Raw genomic sequence first — 18,808 nt, 5'->3', positions numbered from 1 at the left:
GCATAGCCGCTAAAGGTTTTTCTGCAGGTTCTCGCGCAGGTCCAGCAACTCGGCCTGCAACTGCTGCAACTGCTCAAGGCTGCGACCGCTGGCCTTGAGGATGCACTGTGGCACTTCCTTGGCCCGCTGCTGCAGGGCGCGGCCTTTGTCGGTGAGTTGCACCAGCACCACCCGTTCGTCCTCGCGGCTGCGGTTGCGCTGTAACAGGCCTTCGCTTTCCAGGCGCTTGAGCAGCGGGGTCAGCGAGCCCGGGTCGGTCAGCAGATGCTGGCTGATTTCACCCACGGTCAGGCCGTCATGCTCCCACAGCACGAGCATGGCCAGGTATTGCGGGTACGTCAGGCCCAGGGCCTGCAGCAGTGGTTTGTAGACCTTGGTCATCAGCAACGAGGTGGAATGCAGGGCGAAACAGACCTGGTTGTCCAGCAGCAGCTCGTCACAGGAAGCTTGGGTGTCGGCGTTCATGCACGTCCTTGAAGGTAATCAATGGGAAATCCTGGCACGTTGCGCGTCACTGCACGCATCACTCGCGCAGTCCGCTGCGCAGGGCCAGGTCCCAGGGTGGAATCGGACTGAAGCGGCTCTTGAGAAATTCGAGCAGCAAACGGCTGCGAGAGTTCGTTTCATGTTCCAGGCGTAGCGCGTAAATGCCGCTGCTTTCAGCCTGGGGCAGGCCTGCGTCACAAAACAGTGGCACCAGTTCGCCGCGCAGCAGGTACTCGCTGATCAGCCAGGTGGGCAGGTGGGCGATGCCCAGCCCCGCCAGCGCGCCGAACAACAGGGTTTCGGCGTTGTTGGCCGCCATGCGCATGCGGGCCGGGCGGTACAGGCGGGTTTGCCCCGCTACCTCGAAACGCCACGCATACGGCGGTGCCAGGCCGTCCCAGTCCAGGCCGTCATGGCCGGGCAGTTCGCTGGGGCAGTCGGGGATGCCGCGGCTGGCCAAGTAGGTGGGGCTGGCGCAGGCGATGCGCACCATGTAGGCCAGTGGCGTGGCGACCAGGCGGGTATCGGCCAACGGGCCGGCACGCAACACCAGGTCCACTTCGCCCAGGTGGCTGCCATGCAGGTCGACAAAGCTGTCGATCAGGCGCAGCTGCACGTCCAGGCCCGGGTAGGCCAGCAGGAAGTCGGCAATGGCCGGGGCCAGGTGGCGGCGGCCGAACGCGGCGGGGGCGTCGATGCGGATCAGCCCTTCCGGTGCATTGCTCAGCGACACCGCCTCGGCACGGGCCAGGCGCAGTTCCTCGATGATGCGCCTGGCACGCTCGGCAAAGGCGTGGCCCGCCGGGGTGGCGCGCACGGCATGGGTGCTGCGGGTGAAGAGGCGGCTGCCAACGGCGCTTTCCAGGGCGTCAATGCGCCGCGCCACCGCAGACGGGGTCAGCGGGTAGCGGCGAGCGGCGGCAGAAAAACTGCCGCTTTGCAGCACGTCCAGGAACAGGCTTAGCTGCTCGGTGAGGGTATCGGGGCTCATGGTTGCCTTGCTTTTGCACAATACGCACAGCCATTGTGCGCTGCTGTGCGTTTCCCCGCCAGCGCACACTGGTTAGCATGCCGCTATCAACTTTGCTGGCGAACGAGGCCCTGATGATCGAGTGGTTGCTGTATATCGTGCTGGGCGCTGCCCTGGGCACCATGGGGGGGCTGTTCGGCATAGGCGGTGGGCTGATCGCGATCCCGGCGCTGGGCGTGCTGTTCGGCCTGGACCAGCAACTGGCACAGGGCACTGCGCTGGTCATGGTGGTGCCGAATGTGTTGCTGGCGTTGTGGCGTTATCACCAGCGCAACCGCATCGAGTTGCGCCACGCCGTGCCGCTGTCCTTGTGCAGTTTCGTGTTTGCCTGGCTGGGTTCGATCTGGGCCGTGGGGCTGGATGCGCATTCCATGCGCCTGGGCTTTGTCGGCTTTTTGGTGGCGCTGGCGGTGTGGAACGTGGCGCGGATGTTCATGAAAGTGGCGCCAGCCAGTGCCGAACTGCGTTATGCCTGGCCTTGGCTGGGGGTGCTGGGCAGCTTTGCCGGTACCATGGGCGGGTTGTTCGGGGTGGGTGGCGCCGTGGTAGCCACACCGATCCTGACCAGTGTGTTCGGCACTACCCAGGTGGTGGCCCAAGGGCTGTCGCTGGCATTGGCGGCGCCGAGCACCCTGGTGACTCTGGTGACCTATGGCGTGCATCACAGTGTTGACTGGGGGGTAGGGTTGCCGTTGGCGGTGGGCGGCCTGCTCAGTATCAGCTGGGGGGTGAAGCTGGCCCATGCGCTGCCAGAGAAGGTGTTACGGGCGATGTTCTGCGTGTTCCTGGTTGTGTGTGCGGTGATGCTCGGGTTCGAGCTTTGAGCGTTTGACCGCGCCGGTGGGGGCGAGCGCCGCGCAGGCGGCGCTTCGCGGCACCAGGCCGAGGGAGTATGGCGCCGAGGGTCAGCGCCGCACTTGCTTCAGTGTTTCTGCAATCAGGAACGCCAGCTCCAGCGACTGGTCGGCATTCATCCGGGGGTCGCAGTGGGTGTGATACCGGTCTGACAGGGTATCTTCGGTGATTGGCCGTGCGCCACCGATGCACTCGGTCACATTCTGCCCGGTCATCTCGATATGAATGCCGCCGGCATGACTGCCTTCGGCCTGGTGCACCTGGAAGAACTGCTTCACCTCGTCGAGGATCTGCGCAAAATCACGGGTCTTGTAGCCACTGCTGGCCTTGATGGTATTGCCGTGCATGGGGTCGGAGCTCCACAGCACCTTGCGCCCCTCGCGCTCTACGCAGCGGATCAGCCCTGGCAGGTGGTCGCCAACCTTGCCCGCCCCCATGCGTACGATCAGGTTCAGGCGCCCTGGGTCGTTGGCGGGGTTGAGGGTGTCGATCAGGCGGAGCAGCTCCTCGGGGTTCATGCTGGGGCCGACCTTGACCCCGATCGGGTTGTGCACCCCGCGCAGGAACTCGACATGGGCGCCGTCCAGCTGGCGAGTGCGGTCGCCGATCCACAGCATGTGCGCCGAGCAGTCGTAGTAGTCGCCGGTCAGGCTGTCCTGGCGCACGAAGGCCTCTTCATAGTTCAGCAGCAGCGCTTCGTGGGCGGTGAAGAAGCTGGTTTCACGCAACTGCGGCGCGCTGTCCAGGCCGCAGGCACGCATGAACGCCAGGGTTTCGTCGATGCGGTTGGCCAACTGGTGGTACTTGTCGGCCAGCGCCGAGTTGGCAATGAAGTCCAGGTTCCACTTGTGCACTTGGTGCAGGTCGGCAAAACCGCCCTGGGCGAAGGCCCGCAGCAGGTTGAGGCTGGCGGTGGCCTGGTGGTAGGCCTGCAGCAGACGCTCCGGGTCGGGGATGCGGCTCTTGGCGTCGAAACCGATGCCGTTGACGATGTCGCCCCGGTAGGCCGGCAGGGTGACGTTGCCGATGGTTTCATCGCCCGCCGAGCGGGGCTTGGCGAACTGCCCGGCCATGCGCCCGACCTTGACCACCGGGCAGCCCGCGGCAAACGTCATGACGATGGCCATTTGCAGCAGCACCTTGAAGGTGTCGCGGATTTTTGCCGCTGAAAACTCGGCGAAGCTCTCGGCGCAGTCGCCGCCTTGCAGCAGGAACGCGCGGCCTTCGGTCACTTCGGCAAACTGCCGTCGCAGTTCGCGCGCTTCGCCGGCGAACACCAGCGGCGGGTAGCTGGCCAGGGTCTGTTCGACCTTCAGCAGGTGCGCGGCATCGGGGTAGGTCGGTTGCTGCTGGATCGGAAGGGCGCGCCAGCTGTCGGGGCTCCACGGTTGGTTCATGTCAGGCTCGGTCTTGTCGGTTGTCGGCTGGAGACCATGGTAACAGTTGGCGCTGCGCTTGTTGCATCGGGGGTGTTGGCGGACAATGCGCGTTTTTGTGCGGGCGGGTGCAGGCATGACGGCGCAACGGCAAGAGCGGCTACTGGCGCGGGTGGAAGATGCCTTTGGCGTCATCAGCGTGTACGAAGTGGACGACTACCGCTTTCTGGAATTCGGCGATGCCATCGAGCAAAGCTGCGTGTTCACCGCCGACCCCAGCTGGTTGGAGTACGACTACACCCGCGCCATGCTGGTCGGCGCGTTGTGCCATGAACAGCCGGAAAGCGCGCTGTTCCTGGGCCTTGGGGCGGGCACGCTGACCCAGGCCTGCATGAAGTTCCTGGCGCTGGACGATATCGAAGCCATCGAGCTGCGCCCGGACGTCCCGCGCCTGGCCATGCAGTACCTGGGCCTGGACGACGACCCGCGGCTGTACGTGCGCATTGGCGATGCCCTGGAGCTGCTGCCCAGCGCAGAAAAGGCCGACCTGTTGTTCGTTGACCTGTACACCGACCATGGGCCGGGGGTCGGGCACCTGGCGTGGAACTTCCTGGCGAGCTGCCAGCAACAACTCAACCCGGGCGGCTGGTTGGTGATCAACCAGTGGGCCACCGATGATGGCAAGCCGCTGGGGGCTGCGTTGCTGCGCGGCTTGTACCACCGCCATTACTGGGAACTGCCGGTGAAGGAGGGCAATGTGATTCTGCTCGTGCCGGCGGATCTGGAGCAGACCCTGGACATGGAAGGCTTGCGGGCCCGGGCGCAGGCGCTGGCGCCACGGTTGGGCTACAGCCTCGAGGGTTTGATCCGCGAGATTCGGCCGGCTACCTGAATGGCAGGTGCGGCCGTAGCCGTGGCGATCCCTGTAGGAGCGGCCTTGTGTCGCGAAAGGGGCGCGCAGCGGCCCCACATTTTCAGCTTCGCAGCGGATATTGCCGGGGCCGCCCTGCGGCCCTTTCGCGACACAAGGCCGCTCCTACGGGGAACGTGGCAGCGTCAGGGATTATCGTTTCAGCCCCTGAAAATATTCCTCACCTAACCGTACATTTCAGGTATAGTACGCGCCGGTCTTTTAGCGGACCTCAAAATCAGGTGGTGCAAATCCTCCGAGTCCAGCTTCGGCTGCACGTCCGCTAGGCGGACCTTCCCAAGTTTTCTTTTTCAATCGTTTTCGCAAATCCCCGCCGCCAAAGCTGCCTGGGTGACCTGACGGTCTTTCAAGGCATGTGCAGCTTTGGAGCATGGGTCTTTGCGGATGCACCTAGAGGCAGACCCATGACCCAGGAAACCGGCGGCTTCGCCGCTCTCGATCTCAACCCGAATATCGTTGCTGCCGTAGTGGCTACCGGCTATGAAGAGCCGTCCGCCATTCAGCAGCAATCTATCCCGATCATCCTCGCCGGTCATGACATGATCGGCCAGGCGCAGACTGGCACCGGCAAGACCGCTGCCTTCGCCCTGCCGATCCTCAACAAGATCGATGTGAGCAAGCGCGAACCGCAAGCCCTGATCCTGGCGCCAACCCGTGAGTTGGCGCTGCAAGTTGCTACCGCTTTCGAAACCTACGCCAAGCAGATGCCAGGCGTGAACGTGGTTGCCGTGTACGGTGGTGCCCCAATGGGCCCACAGCTGCGCGCCATCCGCAACGGCGCGCAAATCGTCGTCGCCACCCCGGGCCGTCTGTGCGACCACCTGCGTCGCGACGAAAAAGTCCTGTCGACCGTGCAGTACCTGGTACTGGACGAAGCCGACGAGATGCTCAAGCTGGGCTTCATGGACGACCTCGAAGTGATCTTCGACGCCATCCCTGCTACCCGCCAGACCGTGCTGTTCTCCGCCACCCTGCCGTCGTCGATCCGTTCGATCGCTGAACGCCACCTGCGCGAACCGAAGCACGTCAAAATTCAGAGCAAGACCCAGACCGTTACCGCGATCGATCAGGCCCACCTGATGGTCCACGCCGACCAGAAGATCCCGGCTGTACTGCGTCTGCTGGAAGTGGAAGAGTTCGACGCGCTGATCGCCTTCGTGCGCACCAAGCAAGCCACCCTGGACCTGGCCGCCGCGCTGGAAGCCAAGGGCTACAAGGCTGCTGCGCTGAACGGCGACATCGCCCAGAACCAGCGTGAGCGCGTGATCGACTCGCTCAAGGATGGCCGCCTGGACATCGTTGTCGCCACCGACGTGGCGGCCCGTGGCCTGGACGTACCGCGCATCACTCACGTATTCAACGTTGACATGCCGTACGACCCGGAGTCCTACGTGCACCGTATCGGCCGTACCGGCCGTGCCGGTCGCGAAGGCCGTGCGCTGCTGCTGGTCACGCCACGTGAGCGCCGCATGCTGCAGGTGATCGAGCGTGTAACCGGGCAGAAGGTTGCCGAAGCGCGCCTGCCGAACGCCCAGGCGGTGCTTGATGCGCGCATCAAGAAGCTGACCAACAGCCTGGCGCCACTGGTTGCCGAGGCTGAAGCCACCCATGGTGACCTGTTTGACCGCCTGACCAACGACTTGGGTTGCAGCGCTCGTGCCCTGGCCTCGGCCCTGCTGCGCAAGGCCACCAACGGCCAGGCGCTGGACCTGGCGGCGGTAGAGCGTGAGCAGCCGCTGGTGCCGAGCTTCGCCCCGCGTGGTGAGCGTGCCGAACGTGGTGAGCGCAGCGAGCGCCCTGACCGCGGCGACCGCGAGCGTCGTGCGCCGCTGCCGCTGGCCGAAGGCCGCGTGCGTTGCCGTACCGCCCTGGGTGCCCGTGACGGCATCGCCGCCAAGAACCTGCTGGGCGCGATCCTCAACGAGGGTGGCCTGGCGCGTGACGCGATCGGTCGTATCCAGGTCCGCGACAGCTTCAGCCTGGTCGAGCTGCCGGAAGATGGCCTCGAGAAGCTGCTGTCCAAGCTCAAGGACACCCGCGTGGCCGGCAAGCAGCTGAAGCTGCGCCGCTACCGCGAGGATTGATCCTGGCGCAATGAAAAATCCCCGGCCTTGGCTGGGGATTTTTTTGCCTGTGCCATTGTGGGGTTGCGCGGCAGCCCCCGGCAATCGTCAGTCGAACCGGTAGATGTCCATCCCCAGCGCCCCCAAGGTAAAGCCTTGGTGCACAACGCCAAACTGCCCCCCCGCCCCAAGGGCGAAAAACAGCGGCAACAAATGCTCATCGCTCGGGTGGTTGCGCACCGCAAACGGCGCCTGTTGCCGATAAGCCAGCAACCCCTCCCGGTCATCATCCCGCAGTTTTTCCACTACCCAATCCCGAAACGCCAATGCCCACGGCTCGATCACGTCGGGCCCGGCATGCCAGTCCAGCTCGCCCAGGTTGTGGGTAATGCTGCCCGAACCCACCAGCAGCACGCCCTCCTGGCGTAGCCCCGCCAGTGCCTGGCCAACCTTCACTTGCAGCGCCGGGCCCATCTGGGTGGGCAGCGAAACCTGCACCACCGGGATGCTCGCATCGGGGTACATCAATGACAACGGCACCCAGGCGCCATGGTCGAACGGCCGCTGCGGGTCGAGGCGCGCGGCCAGCCCGGCGCCCTGCAGCAGCTCGCCGACCCGGCTGGCGAGGGCAGGGGCACCGGGCGCTGGGTACTGCACCGCATACAAGGCTGGTGGGAAGCCGTAGAAGTCATGCCAGGTTTCTGGATGTGCGCCGCCGGTGATCAGCAGCTCGCGGCTTTCCCAGTGCGCCGACACCATCACAATGGCGTTCGGCCGCGGCAGTGCGTGGGCCAGCCCGGCCAGCGCCGGGCCGCTGGCGCCGGGTTGCAGGGCAAGCATGGGGGAGCCGTGGGAAATGAACAGGCTGGGCAGCATGGCGGGGTCCTGAAGGTTAAGATGCACTCATCTTCGATCAACTAAAGATCGAAATCCAAACCAACTTTTACTGGCAAACCATCAAAAAATCGGGAGTGTTCATGGAACCATCATTCTGGCAGCAACGGTGGGCCGACAACCAGATCGGCTTCCACCAGGCGCAGGTGAACCCGTATCTGCAGCGGTACTGGCCAGGATTGCAGCAGGTGCCCGGCAGCCGCGTGCTGGTGCCACTGTGCGGCAAAAGCCTCGATCTGGCCTGGTTGGCCGGGCAGGGGCACCGGGTGTTGGGCGTGGAGCTTTCGCGGCGGGCCGTGGAGGGTTTCTTCCGCGAGCATGAGCTTGAGGCCGAGGTGCAGCCGCGTGGCGACTTTGAAGTATGGCGCAGTGGCGACGTGGAGCTGTGGTGTGGGGACTTCTTTGCCCTGCAGGCAGAGGATGTCAGCGACTGCGCGGGCCTGTACGACCGCGCGGCGCTGATTGCCCTGCCGCCGCCCATGCGTATGCGCTACACGCAGGCACTTTCGGCGTTGTTGCCAGCCGGGTGCCGTGGCTTGGTGGTGACCTTGGATTACGACCAGTCGCTGCTGGCCGGGCCGCCGTTTTCGGTGGCGGATGAGGAGCTGAGGCAGGGCTTTGCGGGCTGGCAGGTGGTTGAACTGGAGCAGGCGCAGGTGCTCGGGGAAAGTCCGAAGTTTCTGCAGGCCGGGGCATCCAGTGTGTTGGAGCGGGTGTACCGGGTCTGCCGGCCCTTGCGCGGGTAAGCCTGCACAGGCAGGCACAAAAAAGGGCGACCGAAGTCGCCCTTGCTTGCCTGTTGGATCAACCGCGACGGCGCAGGGCCTCGATACGGTCTTCCAGCGGCGGGTGGCTCATCAGCAAGCCGGCCAGGCCGTGCTTGAGGCCGCCGTTGATGCCGAAGGCCTTGAGCGTGTCCGGCATGTGCACCGGCAGGCCTTGTTCTACCCGCAGGCGCTGTAGGGCGCCGATCATCGCCGAAGTGCCGGCCAGCTGTGCACCTGCTTCGTCGGCGCGGTATTCGCGGCGGCGCGAGAACCACATGACGATCATGCTGGCCAGGATGCCCAATACCAGCTCGGCAACGATGGTTGCCACGTAGTAGGCGATGCCCTGGCCTTCTTCGTTCTTGAAGATGACCTTGTCGACAAAATTACCGATGATCCGGGCGAAGAACATCACGAAGGTGTTCACCACGCCCTGGACCAGCGCCAAGGTGACCATGTCGCCGTTGGCCACGTGGCCGATTTCGTGGGCCAGTACCGCCCGCACTTCGTCGGGCGAGAAACGCTCCAGCAAGCCCTGGGACACCGCTACCAGTGCGTCGTTACGGTTCCAGCCGGTGGCGAAGGCGTTCGCCTCGTAGGCAGGAAAAATGCCCACTTCAGGCATTTTGATGCCCGCTTCCCGAGACAGCTCCTCGACCGTTTGCAACAGCCACTGCTCGTGGCGGGTGCGCGGCTGGGTGATGATCTGGGTGCCGGTGGTCATCTTCGCCATCCACTTGGAGATGAACAGCGAGACGAGGGAGCCGGCGAAGCCGAACACGGCGCAGAACACCAGCAGGCTGCTGAGGTTCAGGTCGACCCCGTTGGCGGCCATGAACCCGTTGAAACCGAACAGGCTCAGGGTAATGCTTGCAACCAGCACCACCGCGAGGTTGGTGGCTACAAACAACAGAATGCGCATCATGGTTGTTACGTTCTCCTGACGGATGAATTGTCGCTTACTGCGGGGTATATAAGGGGCCTGGGGTGCCGTTTCAATCGGGGGACTATTTCAAACTGTGTACGGCGGAGTATGGCAGAGGATGATGCGGGGGCAGTGGGATAGAGCGTTGCAGGATGTAAGAAACAGGTGGCTTGGGGGTTGCCTCAAGGCCACTGGGTGTTTGCCGCAAGGGGGGTGGCGCCTGTGAGATCGAGCGCCGCCCGCGCGGCGCTTCGCGGGTAAACCCGCTCCTACGTTTGTTTCGGGCCAGTCCATCCTGTGCCAGGCGCGCGCGATGGCCTTGTTTGTACGACGCGATATCGAGCCATGCGCCAGGGCGTTCGCGCGCAAATCCCACAGGCATAATTGGCCCGAAACAAACGTAATCGATGGACTCGCCCCCGCCGAGGCATCACAGTGCCACGGTGGCGTTCGAAGAAGCCAACGGCAGCGAGGGCGAGACCATGAAAAAGCATAGTTCCAAGCAAGCTTCTCTGTCTTCCACTGATGTGGAATCTTGCACCACCATTGCGATCGACCTGGCCAAACAGGTCTTTCAATTGGCAGGTGAGGATGCTACTGGCAGGGTTATCTACGAAGATCGCATTAAATCGCGGCAAGCTTTCCACGATTTCCTGATCAGATTGCCCTCCACAATGGCCGTCTTGATGGAGTGCGGCCCTGGTGCACAAGCCTGGGCAAGGCTGTTGCAGACCCAAGGTAACCCAGTGCGTATTCTTCCTGCGCAGCGCGTTGCCGAACACCGCAGCGGTGCAAAGAACGACCGCAACGACACCCATGCCATTTTGCGTGCCGGCCGAGATAGCAGCATCGCGGCGATACCCATCAAGAGCACCGCAGCATTGGCCATCCAGGCCCTGCACCGTGTTCGGCGCGGCAGCATCAAGCGGCATACAGCCTTGGGTAATCAGATGCGTGGCTTGCTGCTTGAGCACGGCGTATCCATGCCGCAGGGCGATGCAGCGATCATCAAGCATGTGCCGCGGTGCCTGGAGGATGCTTCTTTGCCTTTGCCAGACTTGTTGCGCGAGCTGCTCGATGAGCTGTTGGCTGACTGGCTGTCCCTGGGTGAGCGCATCGCCCGGTTGAGTAAGCGGCTGGAAGCGACAGCTCGCGAGGACAAGGTTGCGCAGAGACTGATCACCATTCGTGGCGTCGGCGCCATCACCGCCACCGCGATTGTCGCGAAGCAGACAGAGCCCAGCCGTTTCGCCAGTGGCCGAATGTATTCAGCCTTCTTCGGCATCGTGCCCGACCAGCACAGCAGCGGAAACAAGGTCAGATTGGGCAGGATGAGCAAACGAGGTGATGGCTACATACGCAGCCTGATGATTCAGGGCGCGCATGCTGTCTTGAGTCAGCTAAAGCCTGATTCCGATCAGCCAGACGATCGCCGCCTCTTACGCTGGCTGTCTCGCCTTGGACGCAAGGAGGCGGCGATCAGACTGGCTAATCGGAATCTGCGCATCATCTGGGCGCTATTGCAGAGCGATCAGGTTTATCAACGCAAACCGAACAGCAAGCCGGAGGCGGCTATGAGCCTCTGACCAACCGAGTAATGCCACCGGGGCGCTAAGCGCTCCAACCCCTGCTAGTGAACATCGACCCTTGGTAAGACCGTCGCAGATTGATGCCTCCGCTCCTACAGGCCTGTTAGTGGCCTCAATGTAAACGGCACTCTGCGAGCTCACCACGATGGTGGCCAGAAGCAAAAAGCTTCCTCGAATAGGCCTGATACATAGATGCAACCGGGTTCCTATGTTCAAAAGCAGCTAGACAGTGTGGGCGAGTCCATACATAGGAGCGGGTTTACCCGCGAAGCGCCGCGCGGGCGGCGCTCGATCTGCGCCCCACCACCACCCCCACGTCGAACCTCTCGTGGCCTCCCGCGCCCCCGCGTCGAACCTCTCGAAACCCCCACCCCCCCCCGTCGAACCCTACTGCGAATAACCCTTCAGGAAATTGCCGATCCGCCCAATCGCCGCTTCCAAGTCATCCACCCGCGGCAAGGTCACCACGCGGAAGTGGTCCGGCCACGGCCAGTTGAACGCGGTACCCTGAACGATCAGCAGCTTCTCCGACAGCAGCAGGTCAAGGGCGAACTTCTCGTCATTGAGGATCGGGCACACCTTCGGGTCGATCCGCGGGAACGCATACAGCGCACCCATCGGCTTCACGCAGCTCACCCCAGGGATGTCGTTCAGCAGCTCGTAGGTGCGGTTGCGCTGCTCCAGCAGGCGCCCGGGTGGCAGCACCAGGTCATTGATGCTCTGGTAACCACCCAGCGCAGTCTGGATGGCATGCTGCGCCGGCACGTTGGCACACAGGCGCATGTTGGCCAGCATGTCGATGCCTTCGATGTAGCTTTGCGCATGGTGCTTGGGCCCGGAAATGATCAGCCAGCCAGAGCGGAAGCCCGCCACCCGGTACGACTTGGACAGGCCGTTGAAGGTCAGGCACAGCAGGTCTGGTGCCAGCGAGGCGGTGCTGATGTGCACGGCTTCGTCGTACAGGATCTTGTCGTAGATCTCGTCGGAGAACACCACCAGGTTGTGCTGGCGGGCCAGCGCCAGCATGCCCAGCAGCAACTCCCTGGAGTACACCGCGCCCGTCGGGTTGTTCGGGTTGATGATCACCAGGGCCTTGGTGTTCGGGGTGATCTTGGCCTTGATGTCCTCCAGGTCGGGGAACCAGTCGGCCTGCTCGTCGCACAGGTAGTGCACCGGCTTGCCGCCGGCCAGGCTCACGGCAGCGGTCCACAGTGGGTAATCGGGCGCCGGGATCAGCACCTCGTCACCGTTGTTGAGCAACGCCTGCATCGACATCACGATCAGCTCGGAGACACCGTTGCCGAGGTAGATGTCCTCGATGGTGACGCCTTCGATCTCTTTCTGCTGGCAGTACTGCATCACCGCCTTGCGCGCACTGAACAGGCCCTTGGAGTCGCTGTAGCCCTGCGCGGTAGGCAGGTTGCGGATCACATCCTGGAGAATTTCGTCGGGCGCCTCGAAACCGAAGGGCGCTGGGTTGCCGATGTTCAGCTTGAGGATGCGGTGGCCTTCCTCTTCCAGGCGCTTGGCGTGCTTGAGCACTGGGCCGCGAATGTCATAGCAGACATTGGCGAGCTTGTTCGATTTGCTGAACTGCATGATGGGATCCCGATTGAGAATACGCGCTACGCCCCGCCGAAAGGTTTGAAAGGGCAGCAAGCGGATGCCAGACTGAACGCCTGGCACACGAAGCCACCTAATATACGTGCCGCCCGCGCCCTGGAAAAGACGGCGTGGGGTGAAATTCAGCCCGCCGAGGTTCCTGCATGAAAAAGATCGAGAAAACCCTGGAAGAATGGCGGTCGATGCTCGACCCCGAGCAGTACCAGGTCTGCCGCCTGAAGGGCACCGAACGGCCGTTCAGCGGCAAGTACAACAGCGAGCGCCGCGACGGCATCTACCATTGCATCTGCTGCGGCCTGGCGTTGTTCGACGCCCAGACCAAGTTCGATTCCGGCTGTGGCTGGCCGAGCTTCTACGCGCCGATCGAAGACAGCGCGATGATCGAGATCCGCGACACCTCCCACGGCATGATCCGTACCGAAGTCACCTGTGCCCGTTGCGATGCGCACCTGGGCCACGTGTTCCCCGACGGCCCGCCACCGACAGGCCTGCGCTACTGCATCAACTCGGTGTGCATCGACTTGCGCCCGCGCGACTGACCGGAGCCCGACCATGGCTGGATCGATACTGGACATCCCCTGCGTGACCCTGGGCGGCGAGCACAAGACCCTCGGCGACTTCCCCGGCAAGGCGCTGCTGGTGGTCAATACTGCCAGCCAGTGCGGGTTTACCCCCCAGTACAAGGGGCTGGAGCAACTGTGGCAGGCCTACCGCGGGCGTGGCCTGGTAGTGCTGGGCTTTCCGTGCAACCAGTTCGGCAAGCAGGAGCCTGGCGAGGCGCGGGACATTGCCCAGTTCTGCGAGCGCAATTTCGGCGTGAGCTTCCCATTGTTCCGCAAGGTGGACGTCAACGGCCCCGGCACCCACCCGTTGTATGTCGAGCTGAAGCAGCGTGCCCCAGGCTTGCTCGGCTCGCAGAAGGTCAAGTGGAACTTCACCAAGTTCCTGCTCGACCCGGCCAGTGGCCAGGTCACGCGTTACGCGCCTTTCACCAAGCCGCAGGCACTGGAAGCGGACATCGAGCGCCTGCTCAGCCGCTAAGCGGCACCCAGTGGTCGACCAGCGCCAGTAGCTCTTCGCGGCGGAACGGTTTGGCCAGGTAGTCGTTCATGCCCGCGGCCCGGCAGCGCTCGCGCTCTTCGGGCATGGCGTTGGCGGTGAGGGCGACGATGGGCAGGTGCGGCCAGCGGCCGCTCTGGCGAATGCGCCGGCTGGCCTCGTAGCCGTCCATCACCGGCATGTTGCAGTCCATCAGCACCAGGTCGAAGCCTTGCCGTTCCAGCATCGCCAGGGCCTCGGCGCCCTGGGTTGCCAGTTCGACCTGGCAACCGAGCTTGGCCAGCATCCCCTTGGCCACCAGCTGGTTCACCGGGTTGTCTTCTACCAACAGAATGCGCGCGCGGCCTTCGCCCTGGGTCACGGGCGGCGTGGCCAGTGGGTGTTCCGGCTCATGGCCTTGCAAGGTTCGGCGCAGGGTCTGGTACAAGGCGTTGCGCGCCAGCGGGCGGGCCAGCTGGTGCAGCGGTGCCAGGGCCAGCGCCTGCTCCTGGGAGAGAAAGTTGCCGTAGGCGGTAACCAGCAGGATCGGCGCTTGCAGGGCCGGGCGCAGTTCGACCAGGTGGTCCACGTCATCGGTGATCAACAGGTCGAACGCGGTGGCCTGCAGGGTGGTACGGCTGTCATGCCGCTGGTAGCTCAAGCCCCAGGCGGGCAACAAGGCCTGCAGTAGCTCGTGCAGCCCGCTGCCCGCCGCACTCAGGGCGGCCACGCGGCCCTGCAGGGGCTGTGGCGGGATGGCTTCGGTGTGTGCGGCCAGCGGCAGCTCAGCGGTGAAGCAACTGCCAAAGCCCGCTTCGGAGCTTATGTGCAGGTGGCCCTTCATGGCTTCGCACAGGTTGTGGGTCAGGGCCAGGCCCAGGCCGGTGCCACCGTACTGGCGGGTGATGCCGGCGCCGGCCTGGGTGAAGGGCTGGAAAATGCGCACCTGGGCCTCTTCGGGGATGCCGATGCCCGTGTCGCGCACTTGCAGGCGTACGCCGCCGACAAGGCGCTCCAGGCGCACATCGACGCGGCCGAAGCGGGTGAACTTCAAGGCATTGGACAGCAGGTTGCTGACGATCTGCCGCACCCGCGTGGGGTCACCCAGCACGCTGCTGGGGAAGTCGCTGGCGATCAGGCAGGTCAGCTCCACGCTTTGCGCGGTGTTCTGCGACAGCAGGTTGGCGGTGTCTTCGACCATCGAGCCCATGTCGAAGGCAATGCGCTCCAGTTCCAGCTGGCCGGCGTCGAACTTGGACAGGTCGAGAATATCGTTCAGCAGTTCGACCAGCACCTTGCCCGAGTCGTGGGCAATCGCCAGTTGCTGGCGTTGCTCGCTGGGCAACGGGTTATCCAGCGCCAGGGCGATCATGCCGAGCATGCCGTTGAGCGGGGTGCGGATTTCGTGGCTCATGTTGGCAAGGAAGGCGGCGCGGGCCTGGGCCATGTCCAGCGCCCGCCGGCGGGCCTGTTCCAGTTCCTGGTTGGTCAGGCTCAAGCTGCTGTTGCTGGCCTTCAGCTCGTTGGTACGTGCCGAGACGATGTCTTCCAGCTCGTTGAGGTATTGGGTCAGTCGGTTTTCCGCAGTACGCCGCTGCTCAATTTCCGTGGCCATGCTGACGAACTGCTGGTTGGCGACCTTCACCAGCACGCCGATTTCATCAAGCTCATGGCCGTGCGGGCACTCCAGGCGGGTTTGCCGGGGTTTACGCGGGTCACTGCCGCTGAGCGCACTGATCACGGTGACCAGTGGCTTGGTCAGCATCAGGTAGAACAGGGCCAGCAGCAGGCCTGTCAGCACCAGGCTGCGGGCAAAGCCGTTGAGCAGGGTGATGCCGGCGCGGTCGAGAAAGCGGCTGCCGAAGGCGAAGGTGTCGACGTCCAGGTACAGGGTGCCAAGGTATTCCTCGGGCATATGGGTAAGGTACAGGCGTTCCCGTAATTGGCGCTGTTCGCCGAACAGGAAGTCGCTCAGTGGCCGCAGGCGGTCTTGCTGGCGTGGGCGCTCGACATCGGCCAGGACCGTCTGGTTGTTGTCGATCAGCCGTGCGCGGAACACCGCCGGCGACTGCAGCAGGCCGCGGGTCAGTTCCAGGGCCAGTTCCGAGTCTATGTTGTAGGCGATCCGCGAGGCCGGGTTGTGGCTGATTTGCAGCAAGGCCCGCACTTCACGGTTGATGGATGCGTCTTCGCTGGCATAATCGATGCCGATCTGGATGAGACTGAGCAAGGTTCCCAGGATGAAGCCGACCAGGACTGTCAACCGGGCTTGCTTGTATGACAGGCGATTGGTGAACTTGATATCCATGAGTCCCGAGCTGGTTTCCCGTTCCTTGCGCTGCGCAAGCATAGCCGATCATCCCCGGCTACTGGTGGGTCTGTCTGTTCATTTCAGTTGATCGCCAAGCGGGGGCCGCCTTGCGCCCCTTCGCGGGCCCCCAGGCCTAACACAATCCCTGTAGGAGCGGGCAAGCCCGCGAAGGGGCGCGCAGCGGCCCCCAAAAACTGAAATTGCTAGGAGTCGTCATGGACGCTCGCTTGATCGCTTTCCTGGACCGCGCCGAATCGGTACTGGCGCGCCTCGAACCCCTGCTGCCGGCCCCGCGCCCGCACATCGACTGGGCCACCACCCTGGCTGCCCGCTGGCAGCGCGATGGCCGCAGCGGTTACTTGCTGCCATTGGAAGTCAGCCTGGACATCCGCCTGACCGACCTGATTGGCGTCGACAAACAGCGTGACCAGCTGGGCCGCAACACCCACCAGTTCATCAACGGCCTGCCGGCCAACCATGCGCTGCTGTGGGGCTCACGCGGCACCGGCAAGTCGTCGCTGGTGCGTGCGCTGCTGGCCGAGCACGCCAGCGCCGGTTTGCGCCTGATCGAAATCGAACGCGACCACCTGGCCGACCTGCCGCGCGTGGTCGAGCAACTGCAGAAGCTGCCGCAGCGCTTCATCCTGTTCTGCGACGACTTGTCGTTCGAGGCCGGGGAGGGCGACTACCGGGTGCTCAAGAGCGTGCTCGATGGCTCACTCGAGCAGGCACCGGACAATGTCCTGCTGTACGCCACTTCCAACCGCCGCCACCTGGTGCCGGAAAAGCAGAGCGACAACGAAAACTGGAAGAGGGTCGACGGCGAGCTGCACCCCAATGAAGCGGTGGAGGACAAGATCGCGCTGTCCGACCGCTTTGGCCTGTGGCTGTCGTTCTACCCGTTCACCCAGGCGCACTTCCTTGACGTGGTCGAGCATTGGATCGGCCAGCTGGCGGCCCCGGCCGGGCTGGCCTGGCAGCGTGACGAAGCGCTGGAAATTCTCGCCGTGCGCTGGGCTACCGGCCGCGGTAACCGTAATGGCCGTTGTGCCTATCAGTTCGCTCGCTACTGGGTCGGGCTGCAATTGCTGGAGCAAAAGTAAATGATCGACCTCAATGCCAGTGGCGTCGGCCTCGACGGCTACCACCTGCTGGCGGCGCAAGTGCAGGCGCTGTTTGCCGACGAACGTGACTTCATCGCCAATGCCGCGCAGTTTTCGGCGTTCCTCTATAACCAGGTGGACGACCTGAACTGGGCGGGGTTCTACCTCAACCGCGATGAGCAACTGGTGCTTGGGCCGTTCCAGGGCCAGGTGGCGTGCGTGCGTATTCCGTTCGGCAGGGGCGTGTGCGGAGCAGCGGCGGCTACCCGCAAGACCCAGCGGGTGGAAGACGTGCATGCGTTTGCGGGGCACATTGCCTGTGACAGTGCGTCCAACAGCGAACTGGTTATCCCGCTGGTGAAGGAGGGAAGGTTGATTGGTGTGCTGGACCTGGACAGCCCGAAGCTGGCGCGATTCAGCGAGGCGGACCAGGTGGGGCTGGAGCGCCTGGCGGCGATCTTCCTGGAGCTGACTGACTGCTGATTGTTGTGTTGCCTGGGCTGGCCCTATCGCCGGCAAGCCAGCCCCCACAAGGTAACCGCAGGCTCGAAGACCTGTGCAGTAACCTGTGGGACTGGCTTGCCGGCGATAGGGCCATCAAATCCACAACAAATTCCGGATCAGTCGTACATCACCTTCTTCTTCCAGGTCTCGTCTTCATCGGTCTTGAGCCCTTCGGTCAGTTCGTTGTGTTCGTCTTCGGCCGGTTCCATCTGGTCCAGCACCTGGGCGTTGGCCCGGCCCAGCAGTTTCTCCAGGTACGTCAGCTGCTCTTCATACACCTTCGGCTCCGGCTGCTTGCGCAGGTACTGCACCCCCCGCTCGAATGCCAGGCGGGCCTGGCCTGGCTGGCCTTTCTGCAGGGCCTGCTGGCCGAGGTTGTTGAAGAACTCGATATGCAGCAGCACCAGAATGTGGCGGATTTCCTTGACCCAGTGCTTGGCCTCCGGCGCGGGCAGGAAGCCCTCCTGCGCGGCCCGGGTGACCTGGTTGTGCAGTGCCTCCAGCAAGAAGCGCACATCCTTGGCCTTGACCTCGGTCTGAATGGGGTTGGGCGGGTTGTTCACCGGGATCTTTTCACCCAGGGCGATCAGCCCTTCCAGCTCGGCCATGCGTGCCTTCGACTGGGCATTGTGCTTGTCCAGCGCCAGCTGGCGCTGGTTGATGTTGAGCTCCAGGCGGGTCAGCAGCAGCTTCAGCGCCGGGGTCATGAACTGGCCCGGGAAGGTCTCGGTGATTTCGCCGCAGCGGCGCAGGCGGTCGGCCAGTTCGATCTTCAGGCGGGCGCGCTCCAGCTTGCCGTTCTCGACCACATTGTTGAGGTAGCCGATCACGATCAGCAACGCGATACCCGCTACGATGAGCAGGGTGATCAGAAGTGGTGTCACCGTTAATGCCTCATTGAAGAAGAATTACAGCGTTGAGTGTAGTGAGTTTGCCTGGGAGCGAATAGCGGCACAGGCAAACCCGTTCTCTATATCGACAAGCCAGCCCGCATCTGCACCCCAACCCACCCGGAAGTCATTGATTTAAATAAATTTCTACAAAGGGGTTGACGCCTGTATCAAGCATCCATAGAATGCGCGCCACTTGCAGCGTAAAGCACACAGCGAAACGCGGCAGGGAGTGAAAGCAGGCAGCGATGCCAGCAGCGTGTCCCCTTCGTCTAGTGGCCTAGGACACCGCCCTTTCACGGCGGTAACAGGGGTTCGAGTCCCCTAGGGGACGCCAAATTGCGGGAATAGCTCAGTTGGTAGAGCACGACCTTGCCAAGGTCGGGGTCGCGAGTTCGAGTCTCGTTTCCCGCTCCAGTTTCT

General features: G+C 63.5%; 17 protein-coding genes and 2 tRNA genes. 11 read left to right on the top strand and 8 right to left on the bottom strand.

Annotated features, from left to right (window positions below):
• Nucleotides 1-9: 9 nt before the first annotated feature.
• Entirely contained in the window at nucleotides 10-465 is a 456-nt protein-coding gene (locus GEV39_RS17660) for a MarR family winged helix-turn-helix transcriptional regulator (protein WP_009685225.1), read from the bottom strand.
• Nucleotides 466-523: 58 nt separating this feature from the next.
• Nucleotides 524-1,477, bottom strand: coding sequence for a LysR family transcriptional regulator (locus tag GEV39_RS17655; protein WP_173890739.1), 954 nt, complete (start codon nucleotides 1,475-1,477; stop codon nucleotides 524-526).
• 113 nt (nucleotides 1,478-1,590) lie between these two features.
• Between GEV39_RS17655 and GEV39_RS17650 the strand changes: the two genes are divergently transcribed.
• The gene (locus tag GEV39_RS17650; RefSeq protein ID WP_029885627.1) at nucleotides 1,591-2,340 is read left to right on the top strand and encodes a sulfite exporter TauE/SafE family protein; all 750 of its coding nucleotides are present in this window, start codon (nucleotides 1,591-1,593) and stop codon (nucleotides 2,338-2,340) included.
• Between the two features lie 81 nt (nucleotides 2,341-2,421).
• On the opposite strand, the gene GEV39_RS17645 is transcribed toward GEV39_RS17650, so the two are convergent.
• Entirely contained in the window at nucleotides 2,422-3,768 is a 1,347-nt protein-coding gene (locus tag GEV39_RS17645; protein WP_173890738.1) for a class II 3-deoxy-7-phosphoheptulonate synthase, read from the bottom strand.
• A 115-nt stretch (nucleotides 3,769-3,883) separates the two neighbouring features.
• Here GEV39_RS17645 and GEV39_RS17640 point away from each other — a divergent pair, with 115 nt between their 5' ends.
• Nucleotides 3,884-4,639 carry a spermidine synthase gene (locus GEV39_RS17640; RefSeq protein ID WP_173890737.1) on the top strand — a complete coding sequence of 252 codons (756 nt, stop codon included), beginning with the start codon at nucleotides 3,884-3,886 and terminating at the stop codon, nucleotides 4,637-4,639.
• A gap of 443 nt (nucleotides 4,640-5,082) precedes the next feature.
• Nucleotides 5,083-6,762: a DEAD/DEAH box helicase gene (locus GEV39_RS17635; RefSeq protein ID WP_173890736.1), complete on the top strand. Its 1,680-nt coding sequence runs from the start codon at nucleotides 5,083-5,085 to the stop codon at nucleotides 6,760-6,762.
• 87 nt (nucleotides 6,763-6,849) lie between these two features.
• Here GEV39_RS17635 and GEV39_RS17630 read toward each other — a convergent pair whose 3' ends face one another.
• Nucleotides 6,850-7,617 carry a DODA-type extradiol aromatic ring-opening family dioxygenase gene (locus GEV39_RS17630; RefSeq protein ID WP_173890735.1) on the bottom strand — a complete coding sequence of 256 codons (768 nt, stop codon included), beginning with the start codon at nucleotides 7,615-7,617 and terminating at the stop codon, nucleotides 6,850-6,852.
• A 101-nt stretch (nucleotides 7,618-7,718) separates the two neighbouring features.
• Here GEV39_RS17630 and GEV39_RS17625 point away from each other — a divergent pair, with 101 nt between their 5' ends.
• Complete coding sequence (locus GEV39_RS17625) at nucleotides 7,719-8,381, top strand: thiopurine S-methyltransferase (protein ID WP_173890734.1); 663 nt, start codon at nucleotides 7,719-7,721, stop codon at nucleotides 8,379-8,381.
• Nucleotides 8,382-8,439: 58 nt separating this feature from the next.
• On the opposite strand, the gene htpX is transcribed toward GEV39_RS17625, so the two are convergent.
• Nucleotides 8,440-9,327 (bottom strand): protease HtpX, encoded by an 888-nt coding sequence (gene htpX / locus GEV39_RS17620; protein ID WP_047150248.1) that lies wholly within the window; start codon nucleotides 9,325-9,327, stop codon nucleotides 8,440-8,442.
• 527 nt (nucleotides 9,328-9,854) lie between these two features.
• Between htpX and GEV39_RS17615 the strand changes: the two genes are divergently transcribed.
• Nucleotides 9,855-10,913 carry an IS110 family RNA-guided transposase gene (locus GEV39_RS17615; protein ID WP_173891654.1) on the top strand — a complete coding sequence of 353 codons (1,059 nt, stop codon included), beginning with the start codon at nucleotides 9,855-9,857 and terminating at the stop codon, nucleotides 10,911-10,913.
• A 390-nt stretch (nucleotides 10,914-11,303) separates the two neighbouring features.
• Here the strand turns inward: GEV39_RS17615 and GEV39_RS17610 are convergent, their stop codons facing one another.
• On the bottom strand, nucleotides 11,304-12,515 hold the full coding sequence (locus tag GEV39_RS17610; protein ID WP_173890733.1) for a pyridoxal phosphate-dependent aminotransferase: 1,212 nt from the start codon (nucleotides 12,513-12,515) through the stop codon (nucleotides 11,304-11,306).
• 167 nt (nucleotides 12,516-12,682) lie between these two features.
• Here GEV39_RS17610 and msrB point away from each other — a divergent pair, with 167 nt between their 5' ends.
• Complete coding sequence (msrB, locus tag GEV39_RS17605) at nucleotides 12,683-13,078, top strand: peptide-methionine (R)-S-oxide reductase MsrB (RefSeq protein WP_173890732.1); 396 nt, start codon at nucleotides 12,683-12,685, stop codon at nucleotides 13,076-13,078.
• A gap of 13 nt (nucleotides 13,079-13,091) precedes the next feature.
• Entirely contained in the window at nucleotides 13,092-13,580 is a 489-nt protein-coding gene (locus GEV39_RS17600) for a glutathione peroxidase (protein WP_173890731.1), read from the top strand.
• Here GEV39_RS17600 and GEV39_RS17595 read toward each other — a convergent pair.
• Complete coding sequence (locus GEV39_RS17595) at nucleotides 13,570-15,927, bottom strand: hybrid sensor histidine kinase/response regulator (protein ID WP_173890730.1); 2,358 nt, start codon at nucleotides 15,925-15,927, stop codon at nucleotides 13,570-13,572. The two genes, GEV39_RS17600 and GEV39_RS17595, sit on opposite strands and share 11 nt — an antisense overlap.
• A gap of 176 nt (nucleotides 15,928-16,103) precedes the next feature.
• On the opposite strand from GEV39_RS17595, the gene GEV39_RS17590 reads away from it, so the two are divergent.
• Nucleotides 16,104-16,991 (top strand): ATP-binding protein, encoded by an 888-nt coding sequence (locus tag GEV39_RS17590; protein ID WP_173890729.1) that lies wholly within the window; start codon nucleotides 16,104-16,106, stop codon nucleotides 16,989-16,991.
• Nucleotides 16,992-17,474: a free L-methionine (R)-S-oxide reductase MsrC gene (gene msrC, locus GEV39_RS17585; protein ID WP_173890728.1), complete on the top strand. Its 483-nt coding sequence runs from the start codon at nucleotides 16,992-16,994 to the stop codon at nucleotides 17,472-17,474.
• 137 nt (nucleotides 17,475-17,611) lie between these two features.
• Here the strand turns inward: msrC and GEV39_RS17580 are convergent, their stop codons facing one another.
• A complete protein-coding gene (locus GEV39_RS17580; protein ID WP_173890727.1) occupies nucleotides 17,612-18,379 on the bottom strand; it encodes a hypothetical protein in 768 nt (255 codons plus the stop codon).
• Between the two features lie 267 nt (nucleotides 18,380-18,646).
• On the opposite strand from GEV39_RS17580, the gene GEV39_RS17575 reads away from it, so the two are divergent.
• Both GEV39_RS17575 and GEV39_RS17570 read left to right on the top strand, forming a co-directional pair.
• Nucleotides 18,647-18,722, top strand: a tRNA-Glu gene (locus GEV39_RS17575).
• A 4-nt stretch (nucleotides 18,723-18,726) separates the two neighbouring features.
• Nucleotides 18,727-18,802 (top strand) — tRNA-Gly (locus tag GEV39_RS17570).
• Nucleotides 18,803-18,808: the final 6 nt, after the last annotated feature.

It is taken from the genome of Pseudomonas sp. NY5710 (genome assembly GCF_013305665.1).
Taxonomy (GTDB): Bacteria; Pseudomonadota; Gammaproteobacteria; order Pseudomonadales; family Pseudomonadaceae; genus Aquipseudomonas; species Aquipseudomonas juntendi.
Note: the sequence above shows the minus strand (reverse complement) of the source record. Positions and strands in the feature narration are given on the sequence as shown.